This window comes from Fluoribacter dumoffii NY 23 (assembly GCF_000236165.1).
In the GTDB taxonomy this organism is placed as follows: domain Bacteria; phylum Pseudomonadota; class Gammaproteobacteria; order Legionellales; family Legionellaceae; genus Legionella; species Legionella dumoffii.
Genome location: NZ_CM001373.1, coordinates 2,946,646 through 2,971,192, shown reverse-complemented (window position 1 = coordinate 2,971,192; position 24,547 = coordinate 2,946,646). Strand labels below are relative to the sequence as shown.

Genomic DNA, 24,547 nt, shown 5'->3' with positions numbered 1-24,547 from the left:
CAGTTTAGCTTTTAAGGGTTAAGTGCTTCATTATTAATGTCCTCAATGTCAGCATCTTTCCTATGCTGGTTCAGTGAAGACACTGCATTTTGTCCGGAAGTGTGCCAAAATAAAGGCGATTTTACGGAGGTTTTGCCTATTTGAGAATAAATTGCAAGTACAATCAATCCAGGAACGATGCCGCTTAAAAGGATTCCTGCAGCAATGAGTGCATTTCTTCTATAACACACCCAATCAGGATCATGTTCTTGTACTAATGTTTTTTCATGCTTATCCAGTTTAGTGTAAAATAAACGCAAACGATCTTTGGGATGTGGAATACTCACGTTATCAGTCAAAATTTTATGTAATTTGGTTACTTTCGCAATGTCGGCTTTTATTTTTTCATCTTTGGCTTTAATCTCATCGTCGAGTTCGAGCTCTGGAGGCCTATGAGATAATTCTCCTTCCAAAAAAGACAGGTATTCTTCGGTTAAGGGGACAAGTTTTTTATTAATGAGGAGTAAATACTCCGCTTCTTTTTCATCATTCAATGCTGAATGATATTCATTTTTTTTGGCTTTCTCTGCCTCTAAAGAGGCGTTTAGTTCCCGTTCAGCTTGCTCCTTTTCCGCTATTTGGTGTTCCATCAAGTGGATATTGGCACTTAATTGTGCCTTTTGAATTTCCAAGAGTGCCTTTTGTTGTTTAAGCCTATCTACTACTCCATATTTATTAATGGCATGTCGTTCGACTAATTCTTTAAAGCTGCCTTTTTCTGCGGGTTCAGGTAATGCATTCGGTCTGTCATGGTAAAATTTTTGTGCGGCGACATCGATTAAGGCCTGGGCTTCTTTGCGAAGGGTAAGTTCATGCTTATTAAAGACGTTTTCCTGCTTTACAAATCGCTCGCTTAAGGCAGAGATGTCATTAATAAAGACTTCTATTTGAGAATATAATTTTTCAAATTCACTGAAGCTGTCCCCATATTGCTCCTCAAATCGCGCCGCAAGCTGGTCAACCAGGTTTGAATCTTCCTTTTGAGGCAATTGATCTTTTAATTGTTCACACAGGTATTCAATTTTGCTTCTTACTGGGTAATTGGCTAATTCTGAAAATTCAGGACTTTCAAATATGGTGAGAAGGAGCGGATTAATTTCAGATCCTGAATTACTTTCATCATTATTGATTCGCATTAATAAAGTATTAAAAAAGTATTTCAGTTTGGTGTCAGTTGGTGTTTGAAGATGATGCAGTTCTTCTTCGAGATTTTTATGTTGTTGATCTACCGTTTCTATTATTCCCTTCATACTCAAATCAAGGAGCGCTGTCACAAATTCATTGATGGTTGGATTGTCTATTTGCAATAATTCTTCGAATTCAGAAAATACAGTAATTATGGCGCTAAAAAGTTCCTTTTTTTCCTCTTGCTTGCTTTCTGTGCTCCAATCATCAGTCAGATATTGTTGACTCACCCTTTGAATTAATGTACCAAAAGTACTCAAAACATCTTTACGGGCATCTTCACTATCAAGTATTGCTGTTGCAGTAATTGAATGTTCTGTAAGCGAAGATGAAAGATTGGTTATGCGTTTAATGTTTTTGGTTAATACGGTTTGCGCTGACTTTATCAATCCTGTCAGACTTTGCTGTTCACTTGAATGGACTTGCAGTATTTTAAAGAAATATTCTTTCATCAAAAAACTGTGTTCTTCGTTAACATATCCTTTGTTTTTCGGGAAAACTTCGGTTAATAGCCCATATTTATGGTTGGTGCGCAACACTTTTCGTTGAGGGGCAACTCCCATTAAAGTATAGTGGGTTGCATTAAAAGCTTCATAGGCAGCTCTGTTTTCATAAATTCTGTCGTAAAGTTTGCGGAATATGGCAGGGAAATCCAGGTGGGCTACCTCAATACCCGCCTCTCCCAATCCTTCCAGGAACGTAATGTATTTTTTACCCAGACCGGTATGTTCGCGAAAAATCTCCTGGGCATCCTTAAATTCAACCCCATGCTCCGTTAAAAATTTGAGTAATTTAAAAATCATCAATTTTTGGACATGGGTCGATTTGGTTTTTTCGGGAGAAACGACTACATTTTGTTGTGATGCATTAGTACCGGCAGAGCCTGTTCCATGATGTCCCGGTAAGGTATTGCGAATAATTACTTGATTTTCGGGATTAGAAGCTTCGGGATAAATAGGTGTAAAGCCCCAATCTGAATGTTCATTTTCGTAGTAAACAAATTCTGCATATTTGACAATAGGCGGAATAGTAAAGAATCTTGAGTCGTACCATGTTATAGGCCAACACACATCACCAGGGACAGGGTCAATGATAAATAGGTTCATTGACACGTTAGGGATATTGGCTTTTAATGCATTAAACCATTGGTCTCGGGCTTCTTTTCCTTTAGGAAGTTGGGTCAATAAGGGAATAATGATATCAGGCGTGTTATTAACGGCTTGTCCTTTAGGGGGGGCTTTTTGCCGCTCTGTTTGCAGGCTAGTAAGTCTGCCTATTAACTGCTCAAAGTTTTCACAAGAAGCAATTATTTCTTTCACCGAATTGATTTCATGAGCAATCAGGATGGATTCAACCCCGCCTCGGCTATGGGCAATTTCATTGAGTTCGGTCTGCCCGCGAACAAGTGCATTTAAGGCAAGACCAAGTCCAATGCCGATTTTTTCGCCGACATTGCTTCCTTCAGTCCTGGGGCCATTGACAATAGCAACCTCTGAAGATTGATATGGAGCAAGTTGTTTGTGATCAATAACAGGGGCTTCATTTGTTTTAATTAATGTGGAAACTATACTTAGAGTTTCACCCTTGGGGTAATATTCCGTTACTGTAGCTCCTCTGTTTACACGGACTTTTTTCTTGTTTTTTAAGGTTGGGGTATATACAGTATCTGTGCCCAACATTGTAAGGGTATATGATTTTGATTCTATTTTACGAAACATATTTTTGCCGCTTATTAATGCACTGTAGCGCACTATAAAACATGTTGAGTAATAATGGAATAGGATAAGCGATTTTTTTGTGCCATTATTGGTCGAGTTGGCATTTATTTGATTTCTTTTTGGCGGATTTATCATCAAATATAAGGTTGGTATAACTTGCACTGTGCTGGTGCATTAGCGATAATTTCTCTTTTTGTCTGTGTGGGGATTTGTTTTGAATGTATTTATAAATGAGTCACAGGCTCAAGCCCAAGGATGCGTGATTTGGATGCATGGATTAGGCGCAGATTCTTCCGATATGATGGGTTTGGCCGATCAATTAAAGGGGGTTGATGTTGCATTACGCCATGTGTTTATTAATGCTCCTCAACGCCCGGTTACCCTAAATGGCGGGATGATCATGCCTGCCTGGTATGATATTTTCGGTATGAAACTCATTGATCGGGAGGATAAAGAAGGGATTGAACAATCTGAGCGGGTTATACGTAAGGTCATGGACGAACAATTAAATGATGGTTTTACCTACGAACAGATTTTTTTAGCAGGGTTTTCGCAAGGCGGGGCAATGGCGCTCCACACCGCTCTTCATACAACCGCTCGCTTGGGGGGAGTGATTGCTTTGTCCGCTTACCTGCCTTTAGCAGCACATACCAGACCAACACTGGACAAGAGTACTTCTTTTTTTATGGGGTCAGGACAATTTGACTCTCTGGTTTTACCTCAATGGACTGAATCCAGTAAGGATTGGCTCTTGGACAAAGGATATGAAAACATTTCTTATTTTAAGTATCCTATGGAACATTCCGTTTGTTTTGAAGAAATAGAAGATTTGAGTCTGTGGTTTAGAGATAGAATTCGGGGAGAAGCATAATGCCCATAGTGAAGAAGTCACGTACTGTTAATTATACCTGCGAGCAAATGTTTTCATTAGTGAATGAAGTAGAACGTTATGCGGAATTTTTACCGTATTGCACAGAAAGCTTGGTTCATCATCGCGATGAAGATGAAGTGCAGGCAACTCTTGTTATTGGTGCTGCAGGTATGAGTAAATCATTTACTACACGCAACAGATTGCAAATTAATAAAATGATAGAAATTCGCCTTGTTGATGGTCCATTTAGTCATTTAGAAGGTTTCTGGCGCTTTGACGAAGTAGCGGAAGGATGTAAAGTTTCTTTTGATCTGGAATTTGAATTTGCAGGGCGCATGTTTTCCATGCTTCTTGGGCCTGTTTTTGAACAAGTAACAGATAAAATGGTTGATTCATTTTGTGAACGAGCAAAGGCTATTTATGGTTAAGGTGGAGTTGGTTTACATCACTGTCGACAAGAATGTAATACAGAGAACTCTAGATCTTCGATCTGGAGCAACCGTCCTGGATGCACTCAAGTTATCCGGTATTTACACCATGCATCCAGAAACTCGAGATATGGCTGTGGGAATTTTTGCAAAGCAAGTTTCTTTAGATCATGTTTTGCACGAAGGAGACAGGGTGGAAATATATCGGCCTTTGGTCCTGGATCCTAAAGAGAAGCGACGTCTCAAAGCAACTCGTTCCCGTCAAGAGAGATAACTTGATTGTTGTTTAGCCCGGATGGATCCGCTTAATCCGGGAAATGAAACCTGAATTCAGAATCTTTTTTCGCCAGCCTTCATTTGTATTTGAGATGACAGGCGCTTCCATGCGCCTCCTCTGGAATGGTTATTCTTCATTAATATCTGGTTCAGTGAGGCCAACTCCAGGCTTGAATTTATCGCGCTCCATACGGGTTAATCTGTCGTTATGAAAATACAAGCTTATTGAGGAGATGGTCATCGGGCCATGACCTCTACGCCATGTGTATGCATAATCCCAGCGATCGTTGTTAAAAGTAGGGCTTAACAAGCTGGTACCCAATAATATGGCAACGTCATTCTTGCTCATGCCAATTTTAAGTCGGTCAATTCGAGCTTGCGATAATAAGTTTCCTTGCTGTACTACTCGACGAGATAGATCAAAGGATGCACATTGTGTCAGGGTTAGGGTAAATACAATTCCAAGTAGAAAAATTATTATTCTCATTTTTTTGCCTATCGTGAAAAATTTCGCCATAATAACACGTCATTTACTGAAAGACACCTGCAAGAGAATACAAGTTTTTTACAGCGAAAGGGGAGCATTAATGGAAGAAAGCAAGCAGCTTAAGAATGCTGGATTAAAAATTACTTTACCACGTTTAAAAGTATTGCAAATATTGGAGCAATCTCCCAACCATCATTTAAGTGCAGAGGGTGTTTATAAAGCATTGTTGGAAACGGGAGAGGATATTGGACTTGCTACCGTTTACCGGGTATTGACGCAATTTGAAGCTGCCGGATTGGTGACCCGCCATAATTTTGAAGGGGGCCATTCGGTATTTGAATTAAGCCAGGGAGATCATCACGACCATCTCGTTTGTATCAAATGTGGCCGCGTTGAGGAATTTGTTGATGAAGTTATCGAACAAAGACAAAGAGCAATAGCGGAACGGGCTAATTTTCAGATGACAGATCATGCTTTAAACATCTATGGAATATGCTCCCGGTGTCATGCCTAAATAATACTTTGTGATTATTTCTCTTTTTTTCCTAGCAGGAAATAGGTTTTGACCTCGCCAATCCCTTTCATTTTCAGAACGTCTCGTGGCTCCACAATGAACTCATCTGCAAGCATAAAAGCCATTTTTTCAGAGATGTGGATTTTGTTAGGAAGTGAGGTTTCCTCCAATCGACTGGCCAGGTTTACTACATTTCCCCAAATATCATAAACAAATTTTTTATGGCCAATTATTCCAGCAATTACCGTACCGTAAGTGATGCCAATGCGAAACTGGAGATTCATCTGATTTTCTTTATTAAAAGCCATCATTTTATCCAGGACAGCCAAGGCATAGTTAGCAATATTGATTGCATGGCGAGTGGTTTGTTCAGGGACACCGGATACAGCCATGTAATTGTCGCCAATCGTTTTAACTTTCTCTACATGATATTTTTCTGTAAGCTTGTCTAGCTCGGCAAATAACCGATTTAAAATGCCCACCGTTTTTTTTGCGCCTAATTGTTCAGTCAACTGGGTAAAATTAATAATATCCGCAAACATCACACTGGCTTGGGAAAATTCATCCGCAATCTCTTCCTCTCCCATTTTTAGGCGTGAGGCGATGGATTCAGGCAGGATATTCAAGAGTAATAAATCATTCTCCTCATTAACCTTGGATAAGGTGTTTAATGCGTGAATAATAAAAAAGAGCATAAGTATTGTGGACAGAATTGAAAGGGCGAGTGCCAGGGCAATAATTTTTGACATCTCCAAATCAATCTTTTCATTTTTTAAGAAAGTCCGATTGTTTACAAGGGTAAAAAATTCCTGCAAAGGTTTCATCACCTGTAATTTTTTCTTCAAATAATCTTCACCAAAAACCATTTGTTGCGCTAATTGAGGATCTGGTTTGCCGATAATCGAATAATTTCCTGATTTATCTTGATATTTGCCTTCCACAAGATTCATGGCTTGAGTTTCAGTTTCTGCAAGCTTGTTGCTTTGATTTTCGGCTTCATTCAGTAAGGAAAATTCTTTAAGAGTAAACTGGTGCTCTAACATCATCGCTGCTAATGATTTTGCCGGCTTGAATGTATGGGGAGGTTTATTACCCATAACAAAATCCCAGTACAATTCATCGTAATCGGAGGGAAGGGGGGCGCTCCCATTACGTATTGATAAGGTCTCATTGTAATAGTCGCGATACTTTTTCTCCCCTGTTATTACATACAGGCGTGCCAACTCAGTCAAATCATCAGAGCTCTGACGAAGTTTATTTGCTAATACATACAATTGATAACGTTCATTTCCATCAATAACTTCCTGGATGGCGATATGTTTCAATACAAACAAACAAGAGATTAGACTCACAAGAGCAATGGCTAGAAAAAAGAAAAAAAAGTATAAAAGACCTTTGTTTTTAATATTGAGCTTGGTTAACACATTCGACTCATAATTCTTATCGACCCTAAATGAAGAATAGCTCATTTATAATAGTCGAGCTATTTCTAATAACCAATTTTAAATGCTATTCTTAGGAGGAAGATGTTTGTTTTTGTAAGGAATTTTAGGACGAGCCTTAACTTAGTTCAGGGATCAATTAATGAAACTCTTATTTTTAGGAGCAGGTAGCGGGATAGGAACGGATTTTGGAAATTTTCAATCAAATATGCTGCTGTTCACCGATAGTGGTAAGAAGCTATTGATCGATTGCGGTACTGATATTCGTTTTTCATTAACCCGGGCTGGATATCTTCCTCAAGAAATTGATGCGGTCTACATTAGCCACTTGCATGCCGATCACATAGGCGGGATGGAATGGTTCGCTTTTCAACGTAAATTCGTTTCGCAAAATGGCTTATCTACCTTAATTATCCATGAGAATCTGGTTCAGCCACTGTGGGAACATAGCTTAAGTGGAGGCCTGAGAACACTTGAGGAGAAAGAAGCCACCCTAAATGATTATTTTTCGGTTCGAATGATTAAGGAAGGACAAGCTTTTCATTGGGAAGGCTTGCAGTTAAATTTGGTACAAACAGTCCATATTTTTTCAAATGGAGAGTTGATGCCTAGCTATGGTTTGACTATTCGTCATAAAGGAAAATCATTTTTCATCACTACAGACGCCCAATTTACCCCTGATCGTTTTGAGAAACATTATCGGGAAGCCACCTTAATTTTTCATGATTGTGAAACTCTTGAGGTTCCAAGTGGAGTACATACTCACTTTAAGCAGCTGGATACATTGGATCCCAAAATCAAAGCAAAGCTTTGGTTATATCATTACAATGATGGGGAATTACCGAATGCAAAATCTCATGGGTTTGCAGGTTTTGTTCAGTGTGGGCAAGAGTTTGACCTCAGTTAATCATAATCCCGGCAGTGCCTTAACTACTCATTGAAATAACAACCCCAGTTATGGGAATTTACCTTGTCAATTAATATAAAAACTTGCGAGTTCTTAATTTTTAATTGATTTCATTGATATAATGAATACCTTTTCCAAATTGAATACGGATATTTATGTGGATTGTATGGATTGCACTTTCGCGACCTTACACCTTCATTGTAATGGCCCTAATGCTTCTTATAATTGGGCCTTTGGCAATAATGCGTACGCCTACAGATATTTTTCCTGACATCAATATCCCGGTTGTGAGTGTTGTATGGAATTATACTGGCTTGCCTCCCGATGAAATGGGTAATCGTATCACCAGTGTATTCGAACGGGCTGTAACTACTACCGTAAATGATATCGAGCATATTGAATCGGAGTCGCTGATTGGCGTTAGTGTAGTTAAATTATTCTTTCAACATGGAGTAAATGTCGATGTCGCACTCAGTCAGGTCACGGCAATTGCCCAAACCATGTTACGCAATTTACCGCCAGGTACTTTGCCGCCATTAATTTTGAGCTATAAAGCGTCCACGGTACCCGTTTTGCAACTTGTATTATCAAGTGCAACCATTCCCGAACAAAAGCTCAATGACTTGGGAAATAATTTTCTTCGCACTCAACTTGCAACCGTACAAGGAGCGGCTTTACCTTATCCTTATGGAGGTAAAATTAGACAAATACAAGTGGATTTAGATCTTCAAGCCATGCAAACCTATGGGATCTCTGCCCAGGATATCAATAACGCAATTTTAGCCCAAAACTTGATTATCCCTTCGGGAACCCAAAAAATTGGTGAGTATGAGTATATTGTCAAATTAAATGGCAGTCCGCTTTCAGCGGTTGAGTTGAATGATGCACCCGTTAAGTCCACGCCGGGTCGAGTTTTATATATTCGTGACGTTGCACATGTGCGTGATGGATTTGCACCTCAAACGAACATCGTCCGCGTGGATGGACATCGGGCAGTAATGATGTCGATTCAAAAAACCGGAAATGCCTCCACCCTTGATATTGTGAAACGGGTAAAAAACCTATTACCTAAAGTTAAGGACATGCTCCCTGAAGGACTCAACTTATCCAATTTTGCCGATCAATCGATTTTTGTCACTGCGGCAATTCGGGGCGTAATTATTGAGGGAGTTATCGCTGCGGCATTGACAGGGCTTATGATTTTACTCTTTTTAGGAAGTTTGCGTAGTACCCTAATTATTACCTTGTCGATACCTCTATCCATCATAGCCTCAATTACTATTCTCTCTGCATTGGGCGAGACTATCAATATTATGACTTTAGGTGGTTTAGCACTTGCTGTAGGTATTTTAGTAGATGATGCTACGGTAGCGATTGAGAATATTAACTGGAATTTAGAGCAGGGCAAAGAAGTGGAGCAGGCTATTCTTGATGGCGCAAAACAAATTGCTATTCCTGCTCTCGTATCCACCTTATGTATTTGCATTGTCTTTGTCCCCATGTTCTATTTGGGAGGTGTCGCTCAATTTTTATTCGTTCCATTAGCTGAGGCAGTAATTTTTGCGATGCTGATGTCTTATATTTTATCACGCACCCTGGTAGCCACCTTGGCAAAATATTGGCTGCACAAACATGAATTGTTGGCTGAAGATAAAAATAAAGGTCGACTGAGACGGCTTCATGAACTGTTTGAAAGCAGATTTTTCCAATTACGCACCCGCTATTCTGAATCATTATCCTGGGTATTAACCCATGCCAATTTTTTTATTTTATGTTTTACGGGTTTTGTGGGGATCTCGATATTTTTACTTTGGCCTTGGCTCGGCTCAAATTTTTTCCCCAATGTAGATGCAGGGCAAATTAAATTACATATCAGTGCCCCAACTGGGACGCGAGTAGAGGAAACGGCACGCATTGTTGATAATATCGATGGGGTAATCCGCCAGGTAATTCCTCCCCGAGACCTGGATAGCATCGTAGATAATATAGGGCTGCCTATTAGTGGAATTAATTTATCTTACAGTAATTCTGCTACAAATGGGCCGGAAGATGCTGATATTCTGATTTCTTTGAAGAAGGGACATAGGCCCAGCCGGGATTATATTCACCAGTTAAGATCCATTTTAAGAGAACATTTTCCAGAAGTCACATTTGCATTTTTGCCCGCAGATATCGTCAATCAAATTATTAATTTTGGTTTGCCTTCCCCAATTAACATTCAAGTTATAGGCCTGAAAAAGAAGGAAAATGCTGATTATGCCAATATGCTGATGAGGGAGTTAAAACGAATTCCTGGTCTAACTGATGTGCGCATAAGACAGGCCAATAACTATCCTGAATTTTTTGTTGATGTGGATAGGAGTTTGGCGAAAGAACTTGGATTTACTCAATTCAATGTGGCTACTGACTTGTTAATTACCCTATCTGGTAGTTTTCAAACCACACCTACTTTTTGGCTGGATCCCAACAGTGGAGTTTCTTATCCCATTGTGACTCAAGCTCCACAATATATAATGACATCCTTAAATGATTTGCTTAATATCCCAATAGGAAATGTAACTACGCCTAACCCAGCCCAAATTTTAGGTGCTTTCGCCAAATTGAAACGTACTTGGACTTCAGTAGTTGAATCCCATTATAATGTTCAACCGGTGATTGATATTTTTGCTTCGATACAAGACAGAGATTTAGGATCGGTGGCAGAGGATATCAAGAAAATAATACACGATACCAAAAAAGATGTTCCTAAAGGCTCATCTGTGGCTATTCGCGGACAAATTGAAACAAAAGAACATGCCTTTAACGGGTTGTATTGGGGGTTGGCCTTTTCCATTTTACTGGTTTATCTGTTAATTGTGATTAACTTTCAATCCTGGACGGATCCCTTTATCATTATTACCGCCTTACCTGCTGCTCTTGCTGGCATTTCCTGGATGTTATTCATCACGCATACTGCATTAAGTGTTCCTGCTTTAACGGGGGCGATAATGTGCATGGGGGTTGCCACTGCAAACAGTATTCTTATTATCAGTTTTGCACGCGATCATCTGGCGATGGAAAATGACCCAATGAAAGCAGCTCTTGAGGCAGGACAGACACGGCTAAGACCCGTAATGATGACAGCACTAGCCATGATCATTGGGATGTTCCCTATGGCATTAGGCATGGGGGATGGCGGTGAACAGAATGCTCCTTTAGGACGGGCGGTAATTGGCGGTTTATCCTTTGCAACGATAGCCACCCTCTTTTTCGTGCCTTCTGTGTTTTACGTCATTCATGATCGCAAATTGAAGAAGAAGCAAAGGAAGAAACATGCTTAAAACAATTCAGCCGTATTTACATAACCAGCGCCCTAGCCGACTTATTATTTGGGGTGGTGTTTTTTTGTTCCTTCTTCTCATAATAATTGTTTTCCGCGTGTATGCAGCGATCACTTTGCGTAAGGAAACACTTGCCGATGCCATTACTGTGGTACGAGTCATGAAAGCAGAACAAGAGAAGGGCGTCGATAAGATTATTTTACCTGGTAACGTACAGGCCTGGCATGAGTCGCCTGTTTTTGCTCGTACTAATGGTTATGTTAAAAAATGGTATGTTGATATTGGCAGCCGGGTAAAAAAAGGCGATTTGCTTGCTGTTATTGAAACTCCAGAGCTTGATGCGCAGGAGCGCCAGGCAAAGGCAGATTTAAAAACCGCAATTGCGAACAATAAACTGGCGCAGATTACCGCAAAACGGTGGCTCAATTTAGTAAAAACGGAATCGGTTTCCCAGCAGGAAACAGATGAAAAGGTGAGTACCGCTGCTGCTCTTGATGCTGCGGTGCTATCAGCTAAAGCCAATTTGCAACGCTTACAAGAATTAGTGGGATTTGAGCGAGTGATTGCACCTTTTGATGGAGTGATCACAGATCGTGCGACAGATATTGGTGATTTAATTGATGCCGGAAGCAGTACCACTGCGCGACCTTTATTCCGTATTGCCCAAACCCATCCTTTGCGAATATACGTCAAGATTCCTCAATATTATTCTTCGCGTATTAAACCTGCTATGACGGTAAACCTTCATTTTGCGGAGCATCCTAAACAAATTTTTCCGGCTAAATTATTTGAAACTGCGCATGCAATTGATCCTCAAACTCGGACTTTACTCGCCCAGTTTACTTCCGAGAATAAAGAGGGTGAATTATTACCCGGTGGTTACACTGAGGTTTGGTTTACTTTACCTATTCCTCCCAAGACAGTAATTTTGCCTGTGAATACCTTACTTTTTCGTGCCCAGGGCTTACAGGTGGCTGCACTGGATAAAAGCAATAAGGTAACCTTGAAATCAGTAACTATTCGGCGTGACTTTGGTTCAAAGGTGGAGATTGCCACAGGAGTATCACCAGGCGATCGCATCGTAGTAAATCCCCCTGATGCAATTAGGGATGGCGAAGCGGTACGAGTTGTTTTATGAGAAAAGTAATCGCGGCAGGGGTTCTTGTTTTTGCATTGGGAGGATGTTCCCTTGCGCCCCACTATCATCGTCCTGCCATACCTATCCCTGAACATTTCAAGGAGCCTGGGAAATGGGTGGAAATTAAATCATTGCCTCGAATTATTCCTCCAAACGGGTGGTGGATGGCTTTCCATGATCCGGTATTGAACGATTTGGAATACCAGTTGAATGCTGCAAACCAGAATTTGCAGGTAGCGTATGCTCGTTTTCAGGAGGCACTTTCCCTGGTTCAGGTAGCTCGTTCCTATTTTTTCCCCTCCATTCAAGGGTTATTTAATGCGGATCGGCAGCAAAATTCACGAACTGTTGCCAATCCTGTATCCCCCCCAGTATTTAATCAATTTTTGTTAGGTGGTTTTCTTTCTTATGAGCTCGATGTTTGGGGTAGCATCCGTAATTCAGTAATTGCTAATGAAAGTAATGCCAAGGCCAGCGCCGCCGATATAGCTTCGATTCGACTGAGTTTGCAAGCGGCGCTTGCTAATAATTATTTTGCACTCAGGGGAAGCGATGAGGCGCAGCAAATTTTGGATACAACCGTAGTGGCTTATCAAAAAGCCCTTTATTTAACAAAAAAACGCTATCAGGGTGGTGCAGCGCCTATATCGGATGTGGATGAAGCTCAAGCTCAGCTGGAAAATGCCAGAACAATGGCTGCCGACATGCGATTACAAAGGGCCCAACTGGAACATGCTATTGCGGTATTAGTTGGGGAAATACCAAGTAATTTTTCGTTAACTCCTGCCAAATCACCAAGGGTTTTTCTGGCTATATCTCCAAGTCTACCTTCTACTATTTTAGATAGAAGACCGGATATCATCGCTGCCGAAGCGCGGGTTCAGGCGGCTAATGCAACTATTGGGGTAGCGCGGGCAGCGTTTTTTCCTGTGATTGATTTAACTGGAAGTGCCGGTTTTCAAAGTCGGAGTCTTGCTAATCTCATTTCCAAACCTAGCCTTTTTTGGTCACTTGGGCCGCTGAGTTTGTTAACTTTAACCCAACCTCTGGCAGAGGTAACAGTTTTTGATGGGGGGCGCTTGCGGGGTTTATTAAACCAGGCAAAGGCTCAATATTTTGAAACCGTTGCTGCTTATCGACAAGTCGTTTTAACCGCTTTTCAAGAGGTTGAAGACAGTTTGATTGCGATTCACCAGCTTGATAGGGAATACCGCAGTCAAAAAGCGGCGGCTCGTGCAGCAAAACGTGCATGGCAGCAAGAATTGTATCGGTACCAAGGTGGTCTGGTTACATTTTTGCAGGTAGTGGTTGTTGAAAATACAGCATTGCAATCAGAACTCTCATTAGTAAATATCCGCACTCGTCGTCAGATAGCAAGCATTCAATTAATTAAGGCGCTAGGTGGGGGATGGTCTTTGAATATGGGGAAAATGGATAAAGGCAAAAAATAATCCGGTTGCAACAACCTGCAGGAGTCTCCATGCCTTTATCCTATCTCAAGGGTCAGGATCAATCGAGATTGATTGTATAAGAATAGCTACCCATACCATCATAAACTGTATCGATGTAACGAATTCCATTACAAGAAGCGCTAACAGTTGGGTGATTCATCAAGGGACCATCTTTAATGTCCAGAACACACCAGTTTTCGGAATCATAAGCAACGGTAACATGTGCATAACCGCTACGGCATTGGAATGTATCCAGGATTTCAAAACTACGGGGGCCAATAACGTGAAGAAGTACATCAGCATCACTATAACCACTCACTACGTAAATTCCTGGATGGGAAGTATCGCTCAAACGAAAATAATCTTTATAGCCACACCAAGATTTATCTGCATGAGCATTCATCATCATCAAACTGGTTGTCACCAATACTAGCCATTTTTTCATTTCAAAACCCCTATTATTATTATTAGATCCGCGAGCGATTATAGGGAAGTATTGCTTACGAAACAATCACTCTGCTGCAATGCCTCCAGAGGAACGTGCATAGGTAGGTTTGGCTAGCCAAATCATGGCCAATAAGACCATGAATATCCAGGCAGAAAGTTTGAAAATATCGTTAGTAGCAAGCATATAGGACTGATTAATGATGCTTGCATAAATAACCCCAAAACTCTTCAGTCCTGCGATCCCCAAGGAATGTAACTGCTCTAGTGTTTTCTGTACCAAGGGGTTATACACGGTTATTTGTTCTACAAGATGACTTTGATGAAATGCTTCTCTGTCACTCCATAAAGTGACACTGATTGAGGTGCCAAAACTGCCGCCTAAAATTCGGCAAAAATTGGCAAGGCCAAGAGCACTGGCTAACCGTTCAGGAGGCAGGTCTGCCAGAATTAGTGCGATTAATGGGGTAAAGAAGAAAGCAAGGCCAAGTCCCTGAACAAAACGAGGTTTAATAAGTTGCATAAATCCTACCTCGGTATAGAAGTTGGATTGCCACAGGCAGGTGAGGATGAACACAATAAATCCAATACTGACGATGACCCGCAAATCAAATTTCCCCATATAATTGCCCACAATAGGGGTTAAGAAAAAGGGAAGAATTCCAACGGGAGCAACTGCAAGTCCTGCCCATGTTGGTGTGTATCCCATTTGGGTTTGCAACCATAATGGGAAAATAACTACAGTAGCAAAATAAACCATAAAACCAAAAGTAAGACTGATAGTCCCTACCGAAAAATTTCGATCAGCAAATAAATACAGATCAATAATGGGATGAGCCTGGGTCAATAGCCAAACGATTAAAAAACTTAAGGTAACCGTAGAGATGATTGCCAATGCTTGAATGAATCCAGAGTGGAACCAATCAAGATCATGGCCTTTATCCAATAAGACCTGTAGACAGCCAATGCCGATTGATAATAAAGCCAGACCTATATAATCGACGGGTAATTTGGTAATGGGTGTTTCTCTGCCGCTAAGGGTAACTGCAGTGAAAATCACAGAAAAAATTCCGACAGGGACATTGATATAAAAAATCCATGGCCAAGTATAATTATCGGTAATAACCCCACCCATGATTGGACCAAATATTGGGCCCACTACAGCGGTCATTGCCCATATCCCCGTGGCAAGTCCTCGTTTTTCAGGAGGATAATTGGCAAGAAGAATACTTTGCGATAATGGAATCATAGGACCTGAAACAGCGCCTTGAATGATGCGGAAAAAAACCAGCATTTCCAGATTTGCGGACAATCCGCAAAGCACTGAAGCAAGTGTAAATAAAGCAGTTGAGAAAAGAAATAATCGCACTTCGCCAAATCGCTTCGCCAACCATCCTGTAAGAGGCAGCATAATGGCCTGGCTTACAGCAAAAGAGGTAATAACCCAAGTTCCATTATCAGGACTTACACCCAAATCCCCGGCAATAGTAGGAATTGCCACATTAGCAATAGACACATCAAGGACATTCATAAAAATGGCCAATGATAAAGAAATGGTCATTAGAGCCAATCTACCGCCAGTTAGGGGAGGGCGTTCAGCCATTATTATTTTTCCTCGGTAAGTACATATCAGGGGAGTTCGCGTGCAAAATTTTCTCGATAATTGATTCAACTTCCGCGAGCTGCTTCCTATAAACTTTTGTCTGATAGCTAAATTTGGGTTCTGTTTTTTGAGGGATACGGTTCCCTTTCAGGTTATGGATATCGATGGTCACCCGCATTGATAAGCCCAACTGCAACGGTATTTTTTTCAATTCTTCCGGATTTAAACTGATGCGTACTGGAAGTCTTTGGACGATTTTAATCCAGTTCCCCGTAGCATTTTGAGGGGGAAGTAAGGCAAAAGCTGAGCCTGTTCCTGCATTTAAGCCCACAACGCGACCATGATAGGTCATTCCCGGATAAGCATCGGCATATAAGGTAACAGGTTGGCCAATGCGTATATCATTTAGCCCTGACTCTTTGTAATTTGCATCGACCCAGGTGTCACTTAGCGGCACAATCGCCATCATAGCAGAATTCATAGAGACTTGTTGTCCGGGTTGAACACTTCGCTTTGCCACATAACCGGTAATGGGTGCAACAATCGTGGTCCTTTTAAAATTCAAATAAGCCGTTTTTAAATTTGCTTTGGCTGTTTCAACGAGAGGATGAGTATAAAGATGGGAATTTTCAACAAGTGCCAGAGCGGCATCCAATTGATGTTGTGACAGATCATAAGTTGCTTTTGCTGACTCAAATGCTGTTTTGTAATGCTGCATTTCTTCGCGGGATACTGCCCGATTTCCTACCAAACCTTTACGTCGTTGCAAATCGAGTTGGGCTTTAACCAGGTTTGCTTTATTTACAATCACATTTTGCTGGGCCTGCGCGGCATTTTCAAAATACTGGCGAACTTGGCGTACGGTTTGGGCTAAATCGGCCTTGGCTCTTTGTAATGCTACTTTATAATCGGTGGGGTCCAGTTTAATCAAAATTTGACCTTCCATCACGAGTTGGGTGTCATCAGCATTGATGCTAATCACAGTACCTGGGATTTGCGGCATGAGTTGAACCATATTTCCAGTCACATAAGCATCGTCAGTGTAGAGTTCAAAACGTCCCCAAATAAGCCAATAAAGAAACCACAACAGGGCGGCAAATAAAAAAATACCCCCTAAAAGGAACATGGCAATTTTGCGTTTATGCAGGGTTTGAGGTGATACACCCTTTTCTTGAGATTTGGAATCAGTTTCTTTATTTTCTGCCATAATTTTATAGCTCTCCACCTAAGGCTGCCACTAAGGCCACAAAAGCTTGTTTTTGCTGCGTTTGCAAATGGTACAAAATAGCTTTTTGTTGAATTAATAGTTGTTTTATTTCAAGGATTTGCGTGTAATCAATAATTCCCTGATTATATCGTGCGCGAAATAGTCTGTAATTGTATTCTGTATTATTTAATGCTTTATTTTGTGCTGAAATTTGTGCCTCAAGAGCTTTTAAAGCCGATAATTGATCGCCGATTTGCTGTAATGAATTTAAAATGGTCTGATTATATTGATTTACCGAAAGTTCGTATTGGGCGTAATTCACTCCCAGGTTTGCCCTACGTGCACCGGCATCAAAAATCGGTAACTCAAAAGCTGCTGCGGCATTATCATTCTGCAGCCAGATATTAAAAGCTTTACTAAAATACAAGCTTTGCAAGCTTAAGAGGCCTTTTAAATTAATGTTTGGAAAAAAGGCAGTTTTGGCCACATTGACTTGATGGGCGGCTGCTTCCGCCAAAGCCCGAGCCGAAGCTACATCAGGCCTTTGTGCAAGTACATCCGCATGGATGACCTCAGGTAATAACAGCTCTTTTTTGTGATATGCAAAGGCAGCGACATCAATTTGCGTATTCAAGGGATTTTTACCCATTAATACCGCCAGTTGATGCCTTGATTGCATTTCAGCACGTCGGTAATCCTCTACAGCTAAAATAGCAGCTTGGGCATTAGCCAATGCAGTATTTACCGGAATATTCGATTCAATTCCCTGATGTTCGCGATCAACGACGATATCAGCCAATTGCTTTAAGACGCGCGCGTTTTCTCGGGCAAAACCTTGTTGCACTCTGTTATTTTGCACATCGAAATACGCGGTAGCAACTGCGGTGCTTAAAATGAGACGGGTTTGGGCTAAATCCATTTGGGCGGCGAATGCTTCGCTGACTTTGCTTGCCAGGTTTTCCCTGTTTTTACCCCAAAAATCCAGTTCATAATTAAATTTTAAACCTATATTTGCGATAGATGCCTGATTCACCTTAAAGGAGTTGATAGGAGGAGGGACTGTGCCATGGATGGGGAAGTAAGCTTTTTCCAGGTAACCGCTGGAGTCAATGAATGGCCAAAGTGAAGAATAGGCAATTTTTGCAAGTTGTTGGGAGCGGTTAATCCGTGCTTTAGCACTATGTATATCGGGTGCATCTTCAAGGGCAACAGAAATGAGTTGGGTTAATTGCGAATCATTAAAACGGATAAAACTATGGCCAGAGTTAATTTTTTTAGGGCGTTTATAAACGTGTTTTACTGCTAAATCCCTTGCATTAAGAGGTTCGGTATTCGTGTGGACTTCACCAAAAAGCGAGCACCCCGTCACTGTCACCAGAGATAAAACACAAGTTATAACCAATGATCGCAAAATTTATTTCCCTTTTATTGCAAGAAATTAAGTACTGTAGCAATATTTTTTGAGAAAATACATCAAGGATCACTTCCGCTCTAACTGTTATCTATTTTTTTAACTTTATGAGAATTTGGTCTAAAATAATGAATAAGAAAAATTTTAAAAATAAAAAGGGGAATTATTATGAATATACTGAAAAAAATAATTATGGTTAGTGTTTGTTTCACTACATTGGCAGCATTAACTGCTTGTGGAACTGTTCATGGGTTTGGAAAAGATGTTTCCACAGTGGGTAAAGACATTCAAAGAGCCTCCAGATAATTATTGCCACCCCCTTAGTCAATAAATACTAGGGGGGATTCACAACCCATATGTGCAAACGGGTATGAGCCACTATAAATTTACATTACAAGACAAATTTTAGAATTTGCATTTTTATCATTTCCCTCTTTCTCCAATCCGTTTTTGAAGTTAAATAATTTCCAGCGATCTGCAGGGCGTTGGGGAATAAAAGGATTAGTTGAACCATCCCAGGGAATAAATTGCTCCATAGTATGAAAAAAACATAATTCCGGTGGAGATAAAGTAATGGGTTGCTCGTATTTGTGGCAAATGGTGAGTAGTTCACCTATTTTATTTTTGATTTCCTTGAAGCTGTCTTCATCTTCAATTTCGTTATATCCATAAGCCAGGGTAATGTGGAATTCTGCAGGTATTTTATTTTCCAAACCAAACTCGCTTGCAACCCGTTGAATAATCATCCTTTGCTCAGGAGGGATGGTAATCACTAACTGCAATGCCGGAAAAAAATAGATATTTTCAATCGCAATGGTTGGGGTAAATTTCAATTCAGACAGTTTGCGATTAAGTTTTTGGAACAACTGCAAATTTTGCGATATAAAATGAATCCAGTCACCAGCGGTGTCTTCTTTTGTATACAAATCACAGGTAGTCATGTGATAACTTTGATAAGGCAAAGGAGAGAAATAATTACGAAGGGCGGGAGTATTTTGAAGGAAGCGATGAATCTTTTGCCATAGATTAAGGTTTGCTTGTCCTACGTGGGCAACGATGCTAACTCCGGGAAACTCCAGGTAATTTCCTTGATCATCAATTTTATTCAAATTAGGCATAAATTATAAGGATTAAGGGAATCAATATTTTAACTTGATTATTCATTGAACACAACTCAGCTTTTTCCCAATACTATATTACTTTCAATAATAACCTGGGAGTTTATTAATTTATAAACGTTCTGGAGTGCCACGAGTTCAGGTTTATTAGTGGAATAAAAATTTTTGAGTGTTTTTATAGTGTCTTCAATAATGGACTTTGCTTCCTGATCGTTTCCTTTGCTTAGTTCTATGATTGCGTTATTCAGATTTTTATTGAAAACTTCTTGCCTTAGGGCACCTTGTCGGAAAAAGGAAAAATATTCTGCATCAACCCGGATGTCGTTTTTTATCATGAGCTGTTGCAGTTTTTCCACTAGTCTAAAACAATCCGCTGCATGATGTAGGTCTTTTTGTGCAAGTTCCAAAAGATTTGCTTTTACGTCCTTGCTCAGTTGTGAGGCATTAATTAGCCCAGGTATTACTCTTTCATCAGTTGCTGTTTTTAAACTACTTATTTCTTCATTGACTGCCTTCTTTTTAAGAATTTGCTCGTTGTATGCTATGGCTTTATTCAAGGCCTTATCAAATGCTTCTTGATTTGTATTTAAAAATAACTCTTCCAGATCCAAGGTTTCAAAACCTTCAATATCAGAAAATTCTTCTTGAACCTTGGCTAAACCGATCGGGGAAACAAATTCATGTAAACTATGCCCCCCCGCGTTGAACAAGAGAGCAGAAACATAAATTTTTAAAAAAGTACCCAATTTTTCTTTTGATGCCAAAAGGCTTTCGTCTACCCTTCTTTTTACTGCCTCAATTGTTTCTTTCGATATTTTACCTTCTTTCACGAGTTCATCAGCCTGCTCTAGCACCTCACTGGTTACTTTACCGTAACCGGGTTTCATTATATACAGCACCAGATCCCGCTCCATTTGTTTATGGGTTTCATCAATGGGGTGGCTTTGTTCTGCTGATTCGCTCGCCGGTTTTCCCTGTGCCTCCATATAATCTACTAATTTTTTAAGCTCCTTTATTTTGGCCAAAGCACGCAATTGGCAAAGCATGGTACCTGAAATAGAGTTAGAGAACGGATGAACCAGGCGGGAAAAGTTATCCTGTACCCATTGAGCATTGGGGTCATAGGTTGATTGTTCTGAAGGTTTCAAAAAATCTTGGGTTTTGGCCATACGTGCAGGATCATTCAAGGGAACAGGATCGGCGCTTTGTAAAATGCCAAGCGCACTGGTCGTGGTTTTCCGCTGATTTCGTTTAGGTTCTTTCCCTCTGTCCAGGAAAATCCCTTCTCCATAAATATCTAAAGGCAACAAATCCTGGCTTTGAGAAGCAATGATCATTGCTACAAACGCAGAGGAAACTACATCAACAATTTTTTGTCTTTGCTCGTCATTAAATTGGCTGAATATTTCTTTTTCTTTAAGTTTGTTTAAATAATCGGCATATTCATGTTCTGTATCATCTGAAGGAGTGTATTCTCCTTGTAAAACCTCCTCGTAAAGACTTGCATAAGAACTATAAGCTGTCCCTTTAATAGCCTCTAAATGTTGGTGCATTTCCTCAAGGGTAAAATTCTCCAGCTCACTACTTAAGGTTTCATAAGCTAAATGGGTTTCAAAGTAGCGGCGGGAGCTATCACGGTTAATGTCTTTGGGGGCTTTGGAAATTTCGTAGTCTTCCAGGGCAGGATCCTGCAGGTAAGCATCAATTGCTGCACGGGTTTCCTCGTCTTTTGCACCCGCCAAATATAAATGCTTAAGTTGATTGTATTTATCTCCATTATCCCGGTTCTTTGCAAGAAGAATTAATAATGCTTGTCCTACAGATATTTTCATGATGCAGCCAGTAATAAAAAACACGCCTACTGCCTTTAATTAAAGCACATTTTTTAATTTAAAACCAAATTGTATTTGTTTGGAAAAGATATAATTTTACTTGGAAATATCAAGTAGAGTGGATTCTTTTGCATTCCGCACCTTTTACTTTTTTTATAAAAGATTGTCATTCCCACAAAGGTCTATCGAAATTTTGCACCAAGGCGGAGGGACGGAGAGTTGATTGTTAATAGATCCCAGCACTGATAATCGCATCCATGTCTGTTAAGTGACTAGTTGCTTGTGTCATCAGTAGCGCTGTCTTTTTGCACTCATTTCAAGAAAAATGCCCTTTATTACAAGTTGTGAGTATTTGGTGTGCAATTACAGAGCATCAAAATCCTTCTAATAAAAATAAAACCCCCCACGCATAAACTGTTAACCCATCTCAATCCGTGATAAATTAACATTCTAAATAAATGATTCACAAGGAATTGTGGTTAGTGTTTGATTTTAAACAATGTATAAGAGTATTTCTTCTGATTTTGCCGAGCACAATTCTGCAAACCTCTTGTATGGTTGGCCCTAACTTTCATTCACCCACCCCGCCAAAAGTTAAAAGGTTTACCGAAACGCCATTACCTAAAAAAACAGCCAGCGCCCCCAGTTCTGGTGGCCAGTCGCAAACTTTTATTACAGACAAAGACATTCCTTTATTATGGTGGGAACTTTTTCATTCGCCGGAAATTAATCAACTCATCCGGACCGGTTTAACTCATAGTCCCAATTTAGCTGCAGCTTCAGCAGCTTTACGGCAAGCTCAGGAAAATTTGAAAGTGCAAATCGGCAATTCGATGTTTCCTTCAATTGATGTTACCGATATGATGCAAACGCAACGTTATTCAGGAGCGCAGATAGGGAGCCCAAATGAAAGCCTTATCTTTACCCTCTATTATACCTCCTTTAATTTATCTTATACTTTGGATGTTTTTGGAGGCGCCCGGCGTCAAATCGAAGCATTGCGAGCGCAGGTTGATTATCAGCAATTCCAGGTCATTGCGGCTTATTTGACCCTTACTTCCAATATCGTTACCTCAGCCATAGCAGTGGCTTCTTACCAGGCACAAATTGAGGCGACCCAGGAGCTTATTCAAGCCCAGCAAGGTCTCCTGAATGTGTTAAACAACCAGTTCCGCTTGGGGGCTGTTTCCAAAGAAAATGTGTTGACGCAACAAACCTTACTTGAGCAGTCAAAAGCGACCTTACCCCCATTGCAAAAGAGCTTATCCCAGGCAAAACATACCTTAACTACTCTTATAGGTACATATCCTGAAGCCCCTTTACCGGTTATTCGTTTAGACCGTTTAAAATTACCTGGAGCGTTACCTGTTAGTTTACCTTCAAATCTTGTGCGCCAACGCCCTGATGTGCGTGCCTCTGAAGCATTACTTCATCAGGCATGTGCCCAAGTTGGAGTTGCAACAGCAAATTTATTTCCGCAATTTACCATAAATGCCAATGAAGGTTGGCTGGGTACCACCTTTTCTGGGCTTTACACGGCAAAAAATAATGTTTGGTCTGTTTCGAACCAACTAATGCAACCTTTATTTCATGGAGGGGCCTTATGGGCACAACGACGCGCGGCCATAGCAGCCTATCAGCAAACTGCTGCTCAGTACAAACAAACTGTTCTGCAAGCTTTTCAAAATGTGGCGGATGTTTTAAAAGGGATAGAATTTGATGCACGAACGTTGCAAGCGCAGACTCTCGCTGAAAATTCGGCACGTAACTCCTTAAACCTTACGCTAAAACAGTATCGTTTAGGTGGGGTGAGTTATATCAATTTATTAAATGCACAACAACAGTACCAACAGGCTCGAATTAACCGTATCCAGGCACAGGCTGCCCGCTACAGTGATACAGCTGCTTTGTTTCAAGCCCTGGGCGGAGGCTGGTGGCATAAACCTTGGTGTGTCAAGGAGTGTCTATGAAAGAAATATTTTTAAAAAAACAAATGATTATTATGCTGATTGCTGTTGGAGTCCTCTTTGCTCTGATTTTTGGCTGGAAAGCGATTGGTAATTATATGATGCAACAATATTTTCTCAAGATGAAATCGCCTCCGGTAACCGTTTCGACAATGAAAGTAGAAGCTTCATTATGGCAGCCTACTTTAAGAGCGGTGGGCAATATGCGAGCACGCCTTGGTGTGAATGTCACAACCGAACTTGCGGGGATGGTCCAGACAATCTATTTCACGCCCGGTACACCTGTTAAAAAGGGGACTGTTCTCGTGCAATTAAATGCCGATACTGAATTGGGGCAATTACATTCATTACAGGCACAGGTTGAATTGGCAAAAATTACTTATAACCGTGATAAGGCACAATATGCGGTGCGGGCAGTCAGTAAACAAACCGTGGACGCTGATGAGTGGAACCTAAAGAATTTACAGGCTCAAGTGGCACAACAAACTGCCACCGTTGAAAAAAAGACTATTCGCGCTCCTTTTACAGGTCAATTAGGAATTAACAACATTAATCCTGGACAGTATCTTAATGTAGGAGACACAGTCACCACCCTACAAGCATTGGATCCCATTTACGTTGATTTTTATTTGCCCCAGCAAGAGTTGGCCAAATTAGAGTTGGGACAAAATGTAAGGGTGGTTGCTGATACATACCCTGATAAAATATTTCAGGGGAAAATTACTACAATTGAACCTATTGTAGACAGTGCTACCCGTAATGTGGAAGTAGAAGCTACGCTTCCTAATCCCGATTTTAAATTGAAGCCCGGTATGTTTACTCAGGTGGAAGTTGAAACGGGAGCAAAGAAAAATTATCTGACCCTACCGCAATCGGCGATTAGTTTTAATCCTTATGGGGATATTGTTTATTTAGTTAAAGAGAACGGTCAAAAAGACCAAAATAATAAACCCATTCTGGTAGTTAAACAGGTTTTTGTAACGGTTGGAGATACCCGAGGGGATCAAATCGCTGTTTTAAAAGGGTTACACGCCGGTGATATCGTGGTGACCAGTGGACAATTGAAGCTCAAGAATGGCAGTCAGGTTCTGATTAATAATACAATTCAACCCAGTAATGAAGCATCACCCAAAGTGGTGGAAAAATAGGCGATCGCGGAATATGCTGGGAGTCCAGGTAATCAGGCCAC

20 protein-coding genes are annotated in these 24,547 nt (G+C 40.6%); 11 read left to right on the top strand and 9 right to left on the bottom strand.

Annotation, left to right across the window (positions count from 1 at the left end):
* Window positions 1–11 precede the first annotated feature (11 nt).
* On the bottom strand, window positions 12–2,942 hold the full coding sequence (locus KYQ_RS13495; protein ID WP_010654795.1) for a coiled-coil domain-containing protein: 2,931 nt from the start codon (window positions 2,940–2,942) through the stop codon (window positions 12–14).
* Between the two features lie 214 nt (window positions 2,943–3,156).
* Here KYQ_RS13495 and KYQ_RS13490 point away from each other — a divergent pair, with 214 nt between their 5' ends.
* Genes KYQ_RS13490 through KYQ_RS13480 form a run of 3 tightly spaced genes read left to right on the top strand, consistent with a single transcriptional unit; the run spans window position 3,157 to window position 4,515 of the window.
* Window positions 3,157–3,813 carry an alpha/beta hydrolase gene (locus KYQ_RS13490; RefSeq protein ID WP_029489060.1) on the top strand — a complete coding sequence of 219 codons (657 nt, stop codon included), beginning with the start codon at window positions 3,157–3,159 and terminating at the stop codon, window positions 3,811–3,813.
* Window positions 3,813–4,241 (top strand): type II toxin-antitoxin system RatA family toxin, encoded by a 429-nt coding sequence (locus tag KYQ_RS13485; protein WP_010654793.1) that lies wholly within the window; start codon window positions 3,813–3,815, stop codon window positions 4,239–4,241. Before KYQ_RS13490 ends, KYQ_RS13485 begins: the two co-directional genes overlap by 1 nt.
* Entirely contained in the window at window positions 4,234–4,515 is a 282-nt protein-coding gene (locus KYQ_RS13480; RefSeq protein ID WP_010654792.1) for an RnfH family protein, read from the top strand. The genes KYQ_RS13485 and KYQ_RS13480 overlap by 8 nt, the downstream gene beginning before the upstream one ends.
* Window positions 4,516–4,644: 129 nt before the next feature.
* Here KYQ_RS13480 and KYQ_RS13470 read toward each other — a convergent pair whose 3' ends face one another.
* Window positions 4,645–5,034, bottom strand: a complete 390-nt coding sequence (locus KYQ_RS13470; protein ID WP_010654791.1) for an outer membrane protein assembly factor BamE — start codon at window positions 5,032–5,034, stop codon at window positions 4,645–4,647.
* Window positions 5,035–5,104: 70 nt separating this feature from the next.
* Between KYQ_RS13470 and fur the strand changes: the two genes are divergently transcribed.
* Window positions 5,105–5,518, top strand: a complete 414-nt coding sequence (gene fur / locus KYQ_RS13465; RefSeq protein WP_010654790.1) for a ferric iron uptake transcriptional regulator — start codon at window positions 5,105–5,107, stop codon at window positions 5,516–5,518.
* A gap of 14 nt (window positions 5,519–5,532) precedes the next feature.
* Here the strand turns inward: fur and KYQ_RS13460 are convergent, their stop codons facing one another.
* A complete protein-coding gene (locus KYQ_RS13460; RefSeq protein WP_231294560.1) occupies window positions 5,533–6,987 on the bottom strand; it encodes an adenylate/guanylate cyclase domain-containing protein in 1,455 nt (484 codons plus the stop codon).
* Window positions 6,988–7,102: 115 nt separating this feature from the next.
* Here KYQ_RS13460 and KYQ_RS13455 point away from each other — a divergent pair, with 115 nt between their 5' ends.
* The 4 genes from KYQ_RS13455 (at window position 7,103) to KYQ_RS13440 (ending at window position 13,776) form a co-directional block, all read left to right on the top strand.
* Window positions 7,103–7,867, top strand: coding sequence for an MBL fold metallo-hydrolase (locus tag KYQ_RS13455; protein WP_010654788.1), 765 nt, complete (start codon window positions 7,103–7,105; stop codon window positions 7,865–7,867).
* Window positions 7,868–8,022: 155 nt separating this feature from the next.
* Window positions 8,023–11,187 carry an efflux RND transporter permease subunit gene (locus KYQ_RS13450; RefSeq protein WP_010654787.1) on the top strand — a complete coding sequence of 1,055 codons (3,165 nt, stop codon included), beginning with the start codon at window positions 8,023–8,025 and terminating at the stop codon, window positions 11,185–11,187.
* Complete coding sequence (locus KYQ_RS13445; protein ID WP_019350177.1) at window positions 11,180–12,325, top strand: efflux RND transporter periplasmic adaptor subunit; 1,146 nt, start codon at window positions 11,180–11,182, stop codon at window positions 12,323–12,325. The genes KYQ_RS13450 and KYQ_RS13445 overlap by 8 nt, the downstream gene beginning before the upstream one ends.
* Window positions 12,322–13,776: an efflux transporter outer membrane subunit gene (locus KYQ_RS13440; RefSeq protein WP_010654785.1), complete on the top strand. Its 1,455-nt coding sequence runs from the start codon at window positions 12,322–12,324 to the stop codon at window positions 13,774–13,776. Before KYQ_RS13445 ends, KYQ_RS13440 begins: the two co-directional genes overlap by 4 nt.
* Before the next feature lie 58 nt (window positions 13,777–13,834).
* On the opposite strand, the gene KYQ_RS13435 is transcribed toward KYQ_RS13440, so the two are convergent.
* The 4 genes from KYQ_RS13435 to KYQ_RS13420 all read right to left on the bottom strand — a co-directional run bounded on the left by KYQ_RS13435 (window position 13,835) and on the right by KYQ_RS13420 (window position 18,441).
* Window positions 13,835–14,221, bottom strand: coding sequence for a hypothetical protein (locus KYQ_RS13435; RefSeq protein WP_010654784.1), 387 nt, complete (start codon window positions 14,219–14,221; stop codon window positions 13,835–13,837).
* Between the two features lie 66 nt (window positions 14,222–14,287).
* Window positions 14,288–15,823 carry a DHA2 family efflux MFS transporter permease subunit gene (locus tag KYQ_RS13430; RefSeq protein ID WP_010654783.1) on the bottom strand — a complete coding sequence of 512 codons (1,536 nt, stop codon included), beginning with the start codon at window positions 15,821–15,823 and terminating at the stop codon, window positions 14,288–14,290.
* Window positions 15,816–17,030, bottom strand: a complete 1,215-nt coding sequence (locus KYQ_RS13425) for an HlyD/EmrA/EmrK family protein (protein WP_010654782.1) — start codon at window positions 17,028–17,030, stop codon at window positions 15,816–15,818. The genes KYQ_RS13430 and KYQ_RS13425 overlap by 8 nt, the downstream gene beginning before the upstream one ends.
* Before the next feature lie 4 nt (window positions 17,031–17,034).
* Window positions 17,035–18,441, bottom strand: a complete 1,407-nt coding sequence (locus KYQ_RS13420) for an efflux transporter outer membrane subunit (protein ID WP_010654781.1) — start codon at window positions 18,439–18,441, stop codon at window positions 17,035–17,037.
* A 168-nt stretch (window positions 18,442–18,609) separates the two neighbouring features.
* On the opposite strand from KYQ_RS13420, the gene KYQ_RS13415 reads away from it, so the two are divergent.
* Entirely contained in the window at window positions 18,610–18,747 is a 138-nt protein-coding gene (locus tag KYQ_RS13415) for an entericidin A/B family lipoprotein (RefSeq protein ID WP_010654780.1), read from the top strand.
* 80 nt (window positions 18,748–18,827) lie between these two features.
* Here KYQ_RS13415 and KYQ_RS13410 read toward each other — a convergent pair whose 3' ends face one another.
* Window positions 18,828–19,559, bottom strand: coding sequence for a DUF1868 domain-containing protein (locus KYQ_RS13410; RefSeq protein WP_010654779.1), 732 nt, complete (start codon window positions 19,557–19,559; stop codon window positions 18,828–18,830).
* Between the two features lie 56 nt (window positions 19,560–19,615).
* A complete protein-coding gene (locus KYQ_RS13405) occupies window positions 19,616–21,391 on the bottom strand; it encodes a hypothetical protein (protein WP_231294559.1) in 1,776 nt (591 codons plus the stop codon).
* 482 nt (window positions 21,392–21,873) lie between these two features.
* Here KYQ_RS13405 and KYQ_RS13400 point away from each other — a divergent pair, with 482 nt between their 5' ends.
* Together KYQ_RS13400 and KYQ_RS13395 are read left to right on the top strand one after the other, a co-directional pair.
* Window positions 21,874–23,361, top strand: a complete 1,488-nt coding sequence (locus KYQ_RS13400) for an efflux transporter outer membrane subunit (RefSeq protein ID WP_010654777.1) — start codon at window positions 21,874–21,876, stop codon at window positions 23,359–23,361.
* Window positions 23,358–24,506, top strand: coding sequence for an efflux RND transporter periplasmic adaptor subunit (locus tag KYQ_RS13395; RefSeq protein WP_010654776.1), 1,149 nt, complete (start codon window positions 23,358–23,360; stop codon window positions 24,504–24,506). Before KYQ_RS13400 ends, KYQ_RS13395 begins: the two co-directional genes overlap by 4 nt.
* Window positions 24,507–24,547 lie beyond the last annotated feature (41 nt).